This window comes from Nocardiopsis sp. M1B1 (genome assembly GCF_052466615.1).
Genome location: NZ_CP196194.1, coordinates 6,570,898 through 6,584,716, shown reverse-complemented (window position 1 = coordinate 6,584,716; position 13,819 = coordinate 6,570,898). Strand labels below are relative to the sequence as shown.

The window sequence follows — 13,819 nt, the reverse complement described above, 5'->3', positions numbered from 1 at the left end:
GAACGTGCCCCGGTCCGTGATGGACTTGGAAAGGGGGCCTCGAACCCCCTCCCCATCGGGGTGCCCTGGGCACGCCCGCCCTCAGGCGTGCCCGCACCCCGCTACAGCTCGGCCGCGGCGCGCTCGGCGATGTCGGTGCGGTGGAACGAGCCGCGCAGCTCGATGCGCGCCACGGCCTCGTAGGCCCGCTCGCGCGCCTGGCGCAGGTCGATCCCGGTGCCGACGACGTTGAGCACCCGGCCTCCGCTCGATTTGACGCCGCCCGAGCCCCCCCAGTCGGTGCCCGCGTGCAGCACGTACGCGCCCTCCAGCGCGTTGGCCTGGTCCAGGCCGCCGATGACGTCGCCCTTGACCGGGTCGCCGGGGTAGTTCTCGGCGGCGACCACCACGGTGACCGCGGCGCCCGACTTCCACTGGAGGGAGCCGATGCTCCCCAGGCCTCCGGTGTCGGTGGCCTGCAGGACGGCGCCGATCGGGGTGGCCAGACGGTCCAGGACCACCTGGGTCTCCGGGTCGCCGAACCGGGCGTTGAACTCCACCACGCGCGGACCCCGCGACGTGAGCGCCAGCCCCACGTACAGCAGGCCCTGGTAGCGCTTGCCGCGCCGGTTCATCTCCACCAGGGTCGGCCGCACGACCGACTCCATGACCTCGTCCACCAGACCGGCCGGAGCCCACGGCAGCGGCGCGTACGCGCCCATGCCGCCCGTGTTGGGGCCCTGGTCGCCGTCGTAGGCGCGCTTGAAGTCCTGCGCGGGCAGCAGCGGCAGGGCGTGCAGCCCGTCGCTCAGCACGAAGAGGGACACCTCGGGGCCGTCGAGGAACTCCTCGATGACCACGCGGCCGCACTCGCGGGCGTGCTGCTCGGCGAGGGCGCGGTCCTCGGTCACCACGACGCCCTTGCCCGCGGCCAGACCGTCGTTCTTGACCACGTAGGGCGTGCCGAACTCGTCGAGCGCCTCGGACACCTGGCTGGCGGTCCTGCACACCCGCGCCTTGGCGGTGGGCACCCCGGCGGCCTCCATGACCTCCTTGGCGAAGGCCTTGGAGCCCTCCAGGCGTGCGGCCTCCTGGTCGGGGCCGAACACCGGGATGCCCCGGTCGCGCAGGGCGTCGGCCACACCGGAGACCAGCGGGGCCTCCGGTCCGATGACGACCAGCTCGGCGCGGATGCGCGCGGCCAGCTCGGTGACGGCCAGGCCGTCGGTCACGTTGAGCACGTGGTTCTCGGCCAGCTCCGAGATGCCGGGGTTGCCCGGGGCGCTGTGGATGCTGGTGACACCCGGGTCCAGGGACAGGGCGCGGACCAGAGCGTGCTCGCGGCCTCCGCCGCCGAGAACGAGGGCTTTCACTACTGGGGGCCTCTTCGTGTTGAAGGCGGACAGACGGGGGTCAGACCAGGGAGCGGAGCTGGAGCGTCTCGTCGCGGCCGGGTCCGACGCCGATGGCGGAGATCGGGGCCCCCGCCATCTCCTCAAGGGTACGCACGTAGGCCTGCGCGTTCTTGGGGAGTTCGTCGAACGTCCGGACGCCGGTGATGTCCTCGGACCAGCCGTCGAGGTACTCGTAGACGGGCTTCGCGTGGTGGAAGTCGGTCTGGGTCATCGGGATCTCGTCGTGGCGGACGCCGTCGACCTCGTAGGCCACGCACACGGGGATGCGCTCCAGGCCGGTGAGCACGTCGAGCTTGGTGAGGAAGAAGTCGGTGACGCCGTTGATCCGCGTGGCGTAGCGCGCGATGGGCGCGTCGAACCAGCCGCAGCGGCGGTTGCGGCCGGTGGTGACGCCGTACTCGCCGCCCTGGGTGCGCAGCCACTCGCCCTGCTCGTCGAGCAGCTCGGTGGGGAAGGGGCCCGAGCCCACGCGGGTGGTGTAGGCCTTGAGGATGCCCACGACCTTGGTGATGCGGGTGGGGCCGATGCCGGACCCGGCCGCCGCGCCGCCCGAGGTGGGGGAGGAGGAGGTCACGAACGGGTAGGTGCCGTGGTCGATGTCCAGCAGGGTGCCCTGCGAACCCTCCAGGTACACCGTCTTGCCCTCGTCGAGCGCCTTGTTCAGGATCAGGGAGGTGTCGGCGACGTAGGGGCGCAGCTGCTCGGCGTAGCCCAGGTACTCCTCGATGATCGGCTCGGCCTCCAGGCCGCGCCGGTTGTACACCTTGGTGAGCAGCTGGTTCTTGTCGTGCAGGGCCAGCTCGATCTTCTTGCGCAGGATCTTGGGGTCGAACATGTCCTGGACGCGCACGCCCTGGCGGGAGACCTTGTCGGCGTAGGTCGGGCCGATGCCGCGCCCGGTGGTGCCGATCTTGCCCTTGCCGAGGAAGCGCTCGCTGACCTTGTCCAGCGCCCGGTGGTAGGGCATGATCAGGTGCGCGTTCGCCGAGATGAGCAGGCGGGACGTGTCCACGCCGCGCTCGTTGAGGCCGCGCAGCTCCTCCAGCAGCACGCCCGGGTCGATGACGACGCCGTTGGCGATGACCGGCACCACGTTCGGGGACAGGATGCCCGAGGGCAGCAGGTGCAGGGCGTACTTCTGGTCGCCGATGACCACGGTGTGCCCGGCGTTGTTCCCGCCCTGGTAGCGCACCACGTAGTCCACGCGGTCGCCGACAAGGTCGGTCGCCTTGCCCTTACCCTCGTCGCCCCACTGGGCACCCACGAGCGTGATCGCCGGCATTGGTCTCTACCTCTTCGCTCGACACCTGACCCGGGGCTTTCCGGCCCCGAACACGGAAAACCCCTGGCGCAAGGCTGCGACAGGGGCCGTTGCGTATTGAGGGTACACGACCAGGGCATCCGGGTTAAGTGGGGCACCGGGGCACGTGCGACACACGGGCCCCACCAGAACCGGGGACCGCGAGGCGTGGACGGGCCGTCCGGAACCCGTATCGATTCCGGACGACCCGACGACCGGCGGGCGGGCGTGTCAGCCGTTGAGCGCCTTGTCGGCCTCGGCGCTTGACTCGCGCAGGAAGGTGGCGCAGCGCTCGGCCTCGTCGTTGTCGCCGATCTCCGCCGAGGCCCTGCCCAGGGCGTGCAACGCGCGCAGGAAGCCCCGGTTGGGCTCGTGCTCCCAGGGGATCGGGCCGTGGCCCTTCCACCCCGAACGGCGCAGCTGGTCCAGGCCGCGGTGGTAGCCGGTCCGGGCGTAGGCGTAGGCGGCCACCGGCTGGCCGTCGGCCAGGGCCAGCTCGGCCAGCCGCGCCCACGCGGCCGAGTACTCGGGGAAGCGCCCGGCGACCGGCGTGGGGTCGTCAGCGGAGGCGAGGGCCTCGCGGGCCTCGGGGTTGTCGGCCAGGCGCGTCTCGGGCGGCTCGTTGAGCAGGTTCTGGTGCAGGTTCATGGTCCCCATCCTGCCACCGGGCGGCCCGGTCCGCCGGAGGGCTCCGTGCCACCCGGCCGGGCGCTCCCCCTCCCGCCGGATCCGCGCACGGAAAGTGGGGAGGGGCTGAGCCGGCACGGTCCCCGGAGAACGCGGTGCCCGGCGGCCTCGGCCGCCGGGCACCGTTCGCGGACCGCCGAACCGGTGGCGGGCCGCGACTACTTCATCTTGTTGCCCGCGGACTTCAGGTGCTGGGCGGCCTCCACCACACGGGCGGCCATGCCGGCCTCGGCCGCCTTGCCGTAGGCGCGGGGGTCGTAGGCCTTCTTGTTACCGATCTCGCCGTCGATCTTCAGCACGCCGTCGTAGTTCTTCATGATGTGGTCGACCACGGGGCGCGTGTAGGCGTACTGCGTGTCGGTGTCGACGTTCATCTTCACCACGCCGTACTCGATGGCCTCGTGGATCTCCTCCATGGTGGAGCCGGAGCCGCCGTGGAAGACGAAGTCGAACGCCTTGGCCCGGCCGTACTTCTCGGCGACGGCCTCCTGGGCCTTCTTGAGCACCTCCGGGCGCAGCTTGACGAAGCCCGGCTTGTAGGAGCCGTGCACGTTGCCGAAGGTCAGGGCCGTCATGTAGTAGCCCTTCTCGCCCAGGCCCAGCACCTCGGCGGTGCGCAGCGCGTCGTTCGGCGTGGTGTAGAGCTTCTCGTTGATCTCGCCGACGATGCCGTCCTCCTCGCCGCCGACGACGCCCACCTCGATCTCCAGGATCGTCCGGGCGGCCTTGGAGGCGGCCAGCAGCTCCTCGGCGATCTGGAGGTTCTCCTCCAGCTCGACCGCCGAGCCGTCCCACATGTGGGACTGGAACAGCGGCTCCTGGCCCTTGGCCACGCGCTCCTTGGAGATCTCCAGCAGCGGGCGGACGAAGCCGTCGAGCTTGTTCTTGGGGCAGTGGTCGGTGTGGAGGGCGATGTTCACCGAGTACTTCTCGGCCACGACGCGGGCGAACTCGGCGAAGGCGACCGAGCCGGTGACCATGTCCTTGACCGTGGCGCCGGACAGGAACTCCGCGCCGCCGGTGGAAATCTGGACGATGCCGTCGCTTTCGGCCTCGGCGAAGCCGCGCAGGGCGGCGTGCAGCGTCTGGCTGGAGGTCACGTTGATGGCCGGGTAGGCGAAGCCCTCGGACTTCGCGCGGCTCAGCATCTCGGTGTAGACCTCGGGGCTGGCGATGGGCATGCTTGACTCTCCCTGGATTCGGCCTGGAGCGAGCGGCCGCCGGTATCACGCCGACGGCACCCCACGTGCGTTGCCCCGGTGGAGACGGACGTCGGGGGGAGGCGGCCCTCGGGCCGTGCGTCCGGGTGTGTCCACCAGGTGTCACCCAAGTATCCCGAATACCCGGAGCCGTTGAAAAGGTCTAGACCAAATTGCCCGGGGTTGTCGGTGTAGGCGCAGCTGGCGGGGGTCGGCGCCCGGGCTCCGCGCGCCCGGTTCGACGGAGAGTGACCCCTTCATCCCCGTTGTGACGTAATTGCGGGAGGCGTGGGGCTTCCAGGCGACTGCTGTCGCTTTTTGCCGTGATACGCGCTACATTCAACGCCGTGGGAAGGCATAGGAATGATCCTCGTGGCGTTGGCCAGGTGATGGCCATCGTCGGGGCCGTCGTGCTCCTGGTGACGCTCCTGGCCCTGGGCGGTTTCTTCCTCTACCGCTCCCTCCCCGGCACCAGCGTGAGCGCCAACGCCTCGGAGACGGCGGGCGAGAGCACGGAGCCGAGCAACATGGGCGTCCTGTACGTCCGCGTCGTCGGCGAGTCCAGCGACGTCTTCGTCCGCGTTCCCGGCGGCGACGTGCTGATGGACCAGAACATGAGCCAGGGCCAGTCGGTCAACTACGCGACCGCCGACGAGGGCCTGGAGGTCACCATCGGCGACCCCGCCGCCGTCGAGGTCTTCGTCGACGGCGACGAGCGCGACATCTCCGACCGCGAACCCGGCTTCAGCTTCACGATCGACCCGCAGGACGGCTGAGGCCGCCCGGGGCGCGGACCCCCTCGGCGGTACCCGTCCCACGGGAAGGGGCCGCCGGAACGCCCCGCGGCGCCCCGCGGCCCGCGCGTGCTAGGCAGTGTTTTTTTGGACCTCCGCTCCGCTTAGGTCCGTGTTCGGGCGCCCGGAGCACGGGAACCTTCGGCGCCTACGGTGAGACGGCTCGTTCCTCGCAGCCTCACCTCCGGCCCCTCCAGAACCCCGTGGGCGCCCGAACCGACCCCCACAAGCTGAGACCGGTTCAAAAAACAGACCCTAGACGTCCAAGTCGGAGACCCCGTACACCGCCCGGTACTCCAGGCCCTCCTCGGTGACCCGCTCGCGCGCGCCCCGGTCCAGGATCAGCGCGACCGCCACCACCTCGGCGCCCGCCTCGCGCAGCGCCTCCACGGCCGTCAGCACCGAGCCGCCGGTGGTGGAGGTGTCCTCCAGGGCGAGCACGCGCCGCCCGCGCACGTCGGCCCCCTCGATCCGCTTCTGGAGGCCGTGCGCCTTGCCCGCCTTGCGCACCACGAAGGCGTCCAGCGTGCGCCCGCGCGCGTGCGCGGCGTGCAGCATGGCGGTGGCCACCGGGTCCGCGCCCAGCGTCAGGCCGCCGACCGCGTCGAACTCCAGGTCCGCGACGTTGTCCAACATGACCGAGCCGACCAGCGGCGCGGCCTTCCCGTCCAGGGTGACCCGGCGCAGGTCGACGTAGTAGTCGGCCTCCATGCCCGAGGACAGGGTCACCTTGCCGCGCACGACCGCCTTATCGTTGATCTGACGCAGGAGTTCATCACGTTCGCTCATGATCAGTGAGCCTAGAACACCGGACGGGACGCGGGCGCACCGCATCGCCCCCGGTGGGAGGGACGGCCATGCCGCAGTCCGGGGACACGGTCCGGGTGGAGACCACCGTCGACAGCAGGGACGGCGCCGAACGGCTGGCGCGGTCGGTGGTCGAGCACCGGCTGGCGGCCTGCGCGCAGGTGAGCGGGCCCATCACCAGCTTCTACCGCTGGGAGGGCCGGGTCCGGGCCGACGAGGAGTGGACGGTGGTGGTCAAGACCGCCGCCGACCGGCTGGACGAGCTCACCGCGTACCTCGGCGAGGTCCACCCCTACGACGTTCCCGAGGTCGTCGCCGTGCCCGTCACCGGAGGCAACCCCGCCTACCTGGAGTGGGTGCGCGACGAGACCCGGCGAGGCACCTCCGCGTGATCGCCGTCCTGCTCCCCCCGACCCTCGGTGAACCCACGCGGCTGCCCGGCCTGGCCGACCGGTTGGCCGGGTACGGCATCACCGCCGTCCGCCCCGAGGTGGGCGGCGACGAGCACCCGCCGCACGCGGCCCGCTACGTCGCCCGCGCCAGCCTGGAGGTCAACCGCCTGGTCGCGCCGGACGCGCCGACCGCGCTCGTGGCCGAGGGCGGTGCCGGACCGCTGCTGGGCGCCGTGGGCGCGGCCCAGCGGGCGGCGCACCGGCCGGTGTTCGGCTACGTGCTGGTGGACGCGTTCCTGCCCCAGCCGGGCAGCCCCACCCGCGCGGACGTCGCGAGGACGCAGAGCCCCGAGGACGCGGCCCCGGACACGGCGGTCCCTCCCGGCGAGCCCGCCGGCTACCGCACCGAGCCGCTGCCGATGGTCTCCGACTGGCCGGACGCGCCGTGCGGCTACCTGCTCACCGACCCGGGCCTGCGCCATGCGGCCCGCCTGGCGCGTCTGCGCGGCTGGAGCGTGCGCGAGGCGGCCCCGGAGGAGGCGTCCGAGGCCCTGGCCGCGCTGCTGGTGGAGTTGCGCGGCGGCTCCTGAGGCGCCGCCCGGGCCGGTGCCGAGGCTCCCAGGCCGGTCGGTGCTCCCCGGCGGTGCCGTGATCAGGGTGCGCGGTTCCGGACCGCGGAGCCGGGGCGGCCGGAAAACCGGATGACACCGCTGGTCGGGCTCCGGAGAATCGGCGCATGATCACCGACCACTTCCCGCCCCTGGGCCTGCGGCTGACCACACCACGCCTCGAACTGCGGCTCCCGTCCTTCGACGACCTCGGGCGACTGGCCGAGGTCGCGGTCGGGGGCATCCACGACCCGGACACGATGCCCTTCACCGAACCCTGGACCGACCAGCCGCCGGACGAGCTCGCCCTCGGGGTGGTGCAGCACAACCTCGGGGTCCTCGCCTCGTGGAAGCCGCGGGACTGGGGCCTCAACCTCGTCGTGGTCCACGAGGGCGCCGTGGTGGGCATCCAGGACATGCGGGCGCGCGACTTCGCGGTCACGCGCCAGGTGGGCACCGGATCGTGGCTGGGAAGGGCCCACCAGGGCAGGGGGATCGGCACCGAGATGCGCGCCGCCGTGCTGCACCTGGCCTTCGAGGGGCTGGGCGCCGTGGCCGCGGTGTCGTCGGTGTTCGAGGGCAACACCGCCTCGGAGCGGGTCTGCGAACACCTGGGGTACCGCGGGAACGGGTTCGACCTGATCGAGGTCAGGGGAGAACGGGTGGTGAAGAACCACTACCGGCTGACCAGGTCGGACTGGGCGGCGCACCGCACCGTCCCGGTCACCGTGGCGGGGCTGGAGCCGTGCCTGCCGTTCTTCGGGCTGGACGGGTCCGAGGCCTAGCACCGGGCGCGGGGACGTCGGCCCCGCGTCTACGGCGAGGGGGTCGGCGTGGTGTCGGCGGCGGCCGGGCCGGACCCGCGCGCGGTCACGAGGGGGACCAGCAGGCCGACCAGGAGGCCGGTCAGCATGCCCAGCCCGGTGACCACGCCGCTGACGAGGGGCACCCAGCCGGGGTGCCCGGTGAGGGCCATCGCCAGTCCCGCGGCGCCGAGCACCGACATGTAGACGGCGACGGCCAGGAGCGAGCGGGTACGCCAGTGCCGGGCCAGCGGGAGGAAGTGCAGACCGACGGCGAGGGCGATCCAGGCGACGTTGGCCTGCACGGGCGCGTCCAGGGCGCGCAGCACCTGGATGCCGCCGAAGAGCAGGACCGCCTCCAGCAGCACGACCACGCCGTAGAAGGCGTCGAACCGCATCCGCGGCCCCTCGGGGCCGGGCTCGGACTCCGCGGCGGGACCGGACCCGCGGCCCGTGACCACCGCCAGCACGACCACCCCGACGAACGCCGCGACCGCGAACACCCGCAGCACGAAGGCGAGGGTGGGGTCGAGCGGCGGCCCGGAGTTGGCCAGGACGAAGGCGAGGCCGAAACCCGCGCCGATGAGGGATCCCACGAACCGCGTCATCGAGCGAAGGTACCAGCGGGCGAGTCCGGGCCCAAGGGTGTTTTCGGGCCGTGCGTCCCGCTGCTCCTTCCCGGAGCCGCAGCACCACGCAGCGCGTTCGTGCGGCGGGGTACACCGCGGCCCGGTCCTGCTCCGGCCCCAGCCCTCACGTGAGCGTGCGGCCCGGACGGAACCTACCGGCGGACCTGGACGACCACCGTGCCCGCCGCCTTGTCGTGGAGGCACTTGCGGGTCCTCTTGTCACGCAGGGGCCACAGGACGTTGGTGATCGACCAGGGCAGGACCCAGTTGACCGGGTTCATGCCCGGCGAGTAGAGCAGTGCACGCACGAACGCGCGACCGAGCTTGACCCTTCCGCTGCCGTCTGAACGCACCACCCACAGGCCCAGCAGGATCTTGCCGACCGACCGTCCCCACAGGCGGACCTGGAGAGCCTCCAGCACGATGGACAGCAGGAAGAAGTTGAAGACGGTGGTCACCATGAAGGCGATCTCGCCGGGGCCGCCGCCGTCCATCTCGCCGCCGCCGATGATCACGCTGACGATGACTCCCAGCACCATCATCGCGTACCAGACGCAGCCGACGACGAACGTGTCGACCATCCTGGCCACGAAGCGCACCCCCATCTCGGCGCGGCCGACCTCGGGGTTGTCCGGGTTCCAGTGTCCGGGGTCGGTGAGGGCCGGCGGAAGCCAGTTCTGCGGCGGCGGGTAGTAGCCCTGATGCCCGTGCGCGTAAGGGGTCTGGTGGTGCGTGGGGTACATGGAGGGCTGCGGAGGCGCCGCATACGCGGGCGCGGGCGGGACCTGGTACCCGGACGGCGCGGGGTGGGCGGGCGCCTGCCCACCGGGCGGGGCGTAGGGGGCCTGGTAGGCGGGCTGGACGTTGTACCCCGCGTACGGGGAACCGTGCTCCGGCTGTCCACCGGCGGGCTGATGCGGGGGCTGCATGGCTCTCCTGCCGAACGTCGTCAGGTGCTTTCGGTGGGTGATGGTGTCGGGGCGCCGCGGAGCGGAGGGGCCGTGGCGCGTGTTCCGTCCGATGCCGTGGACACGGGCGCGGTTCGGGCGAACACCGGCTGTCCGCGGTTCCCCGAAGCGCACCCGCACTCTACTCCCGTCCCCCGACAGCGGCCGGTGCCGTCACGGCCGCTCCTCGTGCGGCTCGCGCAGGGCGGTCTGCACCAGCCGCGACGAACCGCCGCGGGTCACCCACTTGCCGCGTCCGGGGGGTTGGCTGGCGGCGTAGACCCGGGGCAGGATCTGGCCCTCGCTCCGGTCGCCGGACATCACCAGGGCGCTCGTGCCGATCTCGCGCATGGCCTGCACCAGCGGGTCGTACATCCCGCGTCCCGCACCGGCCACCCGGCGCGCCACCACGAAGTGCAGGCCGATGTCGCGGCCGTTGGGCACGAACGGGACGAACGGCGCGAGCGGCTTCTGTCCCGCCGTGGTGAGCACGTCGTAGTCGTCGGCGAGCACCACGATGCGCGGGCCCTTGAACGAGCCCGGTTCCAGGGAGTCCACGTCCCCGTCCTCAGGAAGGCGGCCCTCGACCTCCTTGGCCACGCCGCCCGCCAGCCCCGCGCACACGCGGGGGTTGCTCGCGTACCCGCCCATGTACTCCTCGGGCACCACGCCCCGCAGGGTCCGGCGCGGGTCCATCACCGCGAAGACCACCTCGTCGGAGGAGTAGCGCGCCACGAGGCCCTCGGCGACCAACCGCAGCAGGTTGGTCTTGCCGCACTCCCCGTCGCCCATGACGAGCAGGTTCTGGTCCCGCTCGAACAGGTCGAGCAGCACCGGTTCCAGGGCGCGCTCGTCCACGCCGATCGGCACCGCCTTGGGCTCGGACTCCGCCGTGGGCAGGGTCCGGGCGGACAGCCGGTGCGGCAGGATCCGCACCTGGGGCGCACGCGTGCCCCGCCAGGCCCGGTCCACCGCGCGCACGGCCTTCTCCACGACCTCGCCCAGGTTGTCGTCGTCGGCCACCCCGTCGAACCGGGGCAGCGCCGCCTGGCCGAACAGCTCGGCGTCGGTGAGCACCCGGCCCGGGGTCCTGGCGCTGATCGTCTCGGAGAGCTTGCGGTCGATCGTGGAGTCCGACGCGTCGTTGAGGTGCAGCTCCACCTTCTGCCCGAAGTTGGACTGGGCGGCGATGCGCACGTCGTTCCAGCGCAGCATCCCGGCCACCACGTGAACGCCGAACCCGCCGCCGCGCTGGAGCAGCTCGGTCACGATCGGGTCGATGTCCTCGAAGTCCTTGCGCAGCGCGCCGAAGCCGTCCACGACGAACACCACGTCGGCGCTGGCCAGCTCGGGGACCTCGCCGCGCGCGTGCATCCGGCGCAGCTGGGCGACCGAGTCGATCCCGCGCTCGCGGAACACCGTCTGGCGGTGTTCGAGCATGCCCTGGACCTCCTCCACCGTGCGGCGCACCCGCTCGGCGTCGGTGCGCACCGCCACGCCGCCCACGTGCGGCAGCGCCGCCAGGGTCTGCATGCCGCCGCCCATGAGGTCCAGGCAGTACACGGACGCCTGGGCGGGGGTGTGCGTGAGCGCCAGTGACAGCACCAGCGTGCGCAGCAGGGTGGTCTTGCCGCTCTGCGGGCCGCCGATGATCGCGGCGTGGCCGCCGGACGCGGTCAGGTCGAGCTTCCACACGCCCTGCCACTGCTTGGTGGCGTCGTCCAGCAGGCCGAGCGGCACGCGCATCGCCTCGTGCTCGCCGGGCAGCCGCAGCCCGCGGTCGCTCTCCTCCGGCTCGCCCGCCACCGCGTCCAGCGTGGTCGCGGACGGCAGGGGCGGCAGCCAGATCTCCCGGGTCCGTTCGCCGTGCCTGCCGAACTGGCCGACCATCACGTCCAGCAGGGTCGGGCCCACCGTGCGGGAGGGCATGGGCACGTCCTCGCCGGAAGGCCCGGAGGCGGCCTCCACCGGCGCGGCGTCGGCGTTGTAGGCGGTGTAGCGGCGCACCGACGGGGCGCCCTCGGCGGGCTCCTCCTCCGCCACCGGGCCGCGGTAGGCGCCGGAGACGTATCCCGCCTTGAAGCGCTGGTAGACGCTGGTGTCCACCTTCAGGTAGCCGAACCCGGGCAGGGAGGGCAGGTGGAAGGCGTCGGGGGTGTTGAGGACCGTGCGGCTCTCCTCCTCGGAGAAGGTGCGCAGGCCCAGCCGGTAGGACAGGTAGGTGTCCAGTCCGCGCAGCTTGCCGCCCTCGATGCGCTGGCTGGACAGCAGCAGGTGCACGCCGATGCTGCGCCCGATGCGGCCGATGGACAGGAACAGCTCGATGAAGTCGGGGCGCGCGGTGAGCAGCTCGCCGAACTCGTCGATGATCACCAGCAGGTGCGGCAGCGGCGGCAGGCTGGGGTCGTGCTCGCGCTTGTAGGTGTAGTCGCCGATGTTGGACACGTTCCCGGCGTCGCGCAGCACCTGCTGACGGCGCTGCACCTCGCCGGACAGGCTCGCGTACACGCGCTCGATCAGCGCGGCGTCGTCCTCCAGGTTGGTGATCACCCCGGCCACGTGCGGCATGTCCTCGAACGGGGCGAACGTGGCGCCGCCCTTGTAGTCGACCAGGACCATGCTCACCCGCTCGGGCGGGTGAGAGGCGGCCAGCGCCAGCACGAGGGTGCGCAGCATCTCGCTCTTGCCCGAACCGGTGGCGCCCACGCACAGGCCGTGCGGCCCCATGCCCAGCTGCGCGGACTCCTTGAGGTCCAGCACCACGGGCTGGCCCATGTCGTCCACGCCGATGGGCACACGCAGGAACGCCCGCTCGCTGCGCGGTGCCCACAGGCGCGGCACGTCCATGGAACCGGGGTCATGGACGCCCATCATCGCGGGGAAGTCGACGCTGCCGCCCTCCTGGGCCGTCTCCTCGACCGACTCCGGGGACAGGCGCAGCGGGGCCAGCATGCGGGCCAGACCGGTGAGGGTGGCGTCGGAGACGTCGTCCACGGTGCCGGTGGTGACCACGGGGTCGGCGCCGCGCAGTTCCTCGACGCGGACCCGGTCGCCGGTGACCGTGACGCGCACGTTCACGTCGCCGGGCTCGTCGATCTGGCGGGACACCAGGTGCAGCACGGTGACGCCCAGGTCGACGGGGTCCACGGCGTGGTCGGGCCGGACCAGCTCGGCGGCCACGTCGCCGTGGGTGTCGTGGACGACCAGGAGCCTGCGCAGCATCCGGTACGCCTCGCGCTTGCCCATGCCCCGGCGGACCTCGGAGGCGAAGTCGGTGCGCGAGCGCAGCTCGTCCGCGAGCAGGCCGCCCAGCTTGACCGGGTCGGGGGCGATCAGGCGGACGGCGGCACCGCCCTCGCGGCGCTGCGGGTCCAGGACCTGGGGCAGCCACGGCAGCCAGGACCAGTCCTCGGTCCTGTCCGCGGGGTAGGACACCGCCAATCCGGCGTCCTCGGGGGCGTGGAAGGCGCCGAACTGGGCGGCGAGGGCGCGCACCACGCGCATCACGTCCTCGCGCTCGCCGATCACGCTGACGTTCCCGGCCATGTCCAGGGGCAGGGTCAGCGGCATCTCGGGGACCGAGGCGAACCGCCGGATGGCGGCCTGTGCCTCGGAGAGCATGAACGGGTCGGTGGGCATGAGGGCGGTGCCCTGTTCGGCGAGCCGGAGGGGGCGGCCCCCGGTCAGGCCGGTGCCCACCCGCACCCGCAGGAAGTCGCGGTGCCTGCGGCGGCGCTCCCAGAGCCGGGTGGGGTCGCGGATGACGTCGTACAGGGCCTCGGGCGGCGGGTCGAGCAGCCGGGCGTGGGCGCGGGTGCCCTGCTCCCAGGCGGTGAGCTCCTCGCGCAGTTCCTCCAGGTACTGCAGGTACAGCTCGCGCTGGTTGCGGCGCTGCCGGGCGACCTGGCCGCGCCGGGAGAAGAGCATGACCACGGCGGCGAGGAGGGCGACCACGAGGAGGACGCCGCCCAGCGCGATGAAGGCCGGGTTGCGCATGACCATCATGATGGTCATCGACGCCAGCATGCCGACCATCGGCAGGATGGTCATCAACGGGTTGCCCTGGGCGTTGCCGTCGGGCAGGGTCGGCGGGGCCTCCACCTCGTGCGGTTCCTGCACCGGAGTGGGATGCACGGTTCGTGTCGGCCGGTGCACGACGCGAAGGCTCATCGGCTTTCCTCTCGGCGCAGGGGCGGGGAGACGAGGGCGCGGGGCTGCGCGGGGGGCGGAAAAATCCTATCGAAGACGGTGTCGGAGGG

The 13,819-nt window shown here is 72.3% G+C and carries 12 protein-coding genes; 4 read left to right on the top strand and 8 right to left on the bottom strand.

Features of this window, described 5'->3' with window-relative positions; all coding sequences use genetic code 11:
• Nucleotides 1-101: 101 nt before the first annotated feature.
• From purD to fbaA, 4 genes are all read right to left on the bottom strand, one after another.
• Nucleotides 102-1,352 (bottom strand): phosphoribosylamine--glycine ligase, encoded by a 1,251-nt coding sequence (gene purD / locus ACSTA4_RS28545; RefSeq protein WP_130395692.1) that lies wholly within the window; start codon nt 1,350-1,352, stop codon nt 102-104.
• 40 nt (nt 1,353-1,392) lie between these two features.
• Nucleotides 1,393-2,676, bottom strand: a complete 1,284-nt coding sequence (locus ACSTA4_RS28540; RefSeq protein ID WP_013155628.1) for an adenylosuccinate synthase — start codon at nt 2,674-2,676, stop codon at nt 1,393-1,395.
• A 249-nt stretch (nt 2,677-2,925) separates the two neighbouring features.
• On the bottom strand, nt 2,926-3,342 hold the full coding sequence (locus ACSTA4_RS28535) for a DUF3151 domain-containing protein (protein WP_274975370.1): 417 nt from the start codon (nt 3,340-3,342) through the stop codon (nt 2,926-2,928).
• 197 nt (nt 3,343-3,539) lie between these two features.
• Nucleotides 3,540-4,562, bottom strand: coding sequence for a class II fructose-bisphosphate aldolase (gene fbaA, locus ACSTA4_RS28530; protein WP_248772680.1), 1,023 nt, complete (start codon nt 4,560-4,562; stop codon nt 3,540-3,542).
• A gap of 407 nt (nt 4,563-4,969) precedes the next feature.
• Between fbaA and ACSTA4_RS28525 the strand changes: the two genes are divergently transcribed.
• Nucleotides 4,970-5,356 (top strand): RodZ domain-containing protein, encoded by a 387-nt coding sequence (locus ACSTA4_RS28525; RefSeq protein ID WP_444964299.1) that lies wholly within the window; start codon nt 4,970-4,972, stop codon nt 5,354-5,356.
• 273 nt (nt 5,357-5,629) lie between these two features.
• On the opposite strand, the gene pyrE is transcribed toward ACSTA4_RS28525, so the two are convergent.
• Nucleotides 5,630-6,163, bottom strand: coding sequence for an orotate phosphoribosyltransferase (pyrE, locus tag ACSTA4_RS28520; RefSeq protein ID WP_013155624.1), 534 nt, complete (start codon nt 6,161-6,163; stop codon nt 5,630-5,632).
• Nucleotides 6,164-6,231: 68 nt separating this feature from the next.
• On the opposite strand from pyrE, the gene cutA reads away from it, so the two are divergent.
• From cutA to ACSTA4_RS28505, 3 genes are all read left to right on the top strand, one after another.
• Nucleotides 6,232-6,573, top strand: a complete 342-nt coding sequence (gene cutA / locus ACSTA4_RS28515; RefSeq protein ID WP_444961766.1) for a divalent-cation tolerance protein CutA — start codon at nt 6,232-6,234, stop codon at nt 6,571-6,573.
• Nucleotides 6,570-7,163, top strand: a complete 594-nt coding sequence (locus ACSTA4_RS28510; RefSeq protein WP_444961765.1) for a hypothetical protein — start codon at nt 6,570-6,572, stop codon at nt 7,161-7,163. The genes cutA and ACSTA4_RS28510 overlap by 4 nt, the downstream gene beginning before the upstream one ends.
• A 146-nt stretch (nt 7,164-7,309) precedes the next feature.
• A complete protein-coding gene (locus tag ACSTA4_RS28505) occupies nt 7,310-7,966 on the top strand; it encodes a GNAT family N-acetyltransferase (RefSeq protein ID WP_444961764.1) in 657 nt (218 codons plus the stop codon).
• Nucleotides 7,967-7,995: 29 nt separating this feature from the next.
• On the opposite strand, the gene ACSTA4_RS28500 is transcribed toward ACSTA4_RS28505, so the two are convergent.
• From ACSTA4_RS28500 to eccCa, 3 genes are all read right to left on the bottom strand, one after another.
• The gene (locus tag ACSTA4_RS28500; protein WP_174547778.1) at nt 7,996-8,592 is read right to left on the bottom strand and encodes a hypothetical protein; all 597 of its coding nucleotides are present in this window, start codon (nt 8,590-8,592) and stop codon (nt 7,996-7,998) included.
• Between the two features lie 173 nt (nt 8,593-8,765).
• Nucleotides 8,766-9,542 (bottom strand): RDD family protein, encoded by a 777-nt coding sequence (locus ACSTA4_RS28495; RefSeq protein ID WP_444961763.1) that lies wholly within the window; start codon nt 9,540-9,542, stop codon nt 8,766-8,768.
• Between the two features lie 192 nt (nt 9,543-9,734).
• Nucleotides 9,735-13,730, bottom strand: a complete 3,996-nt coding sequence (eccCa, locus tag ACSTA4_RS28490) for a type VII secretion protein EccCa (protein WP_444961762.1) — start codon at nt 13,728-13,730, stop codon at nt 9,735-9,737.
• Nucleotides 13,731-13,819 lie beyond the last annotated feature (89 nt).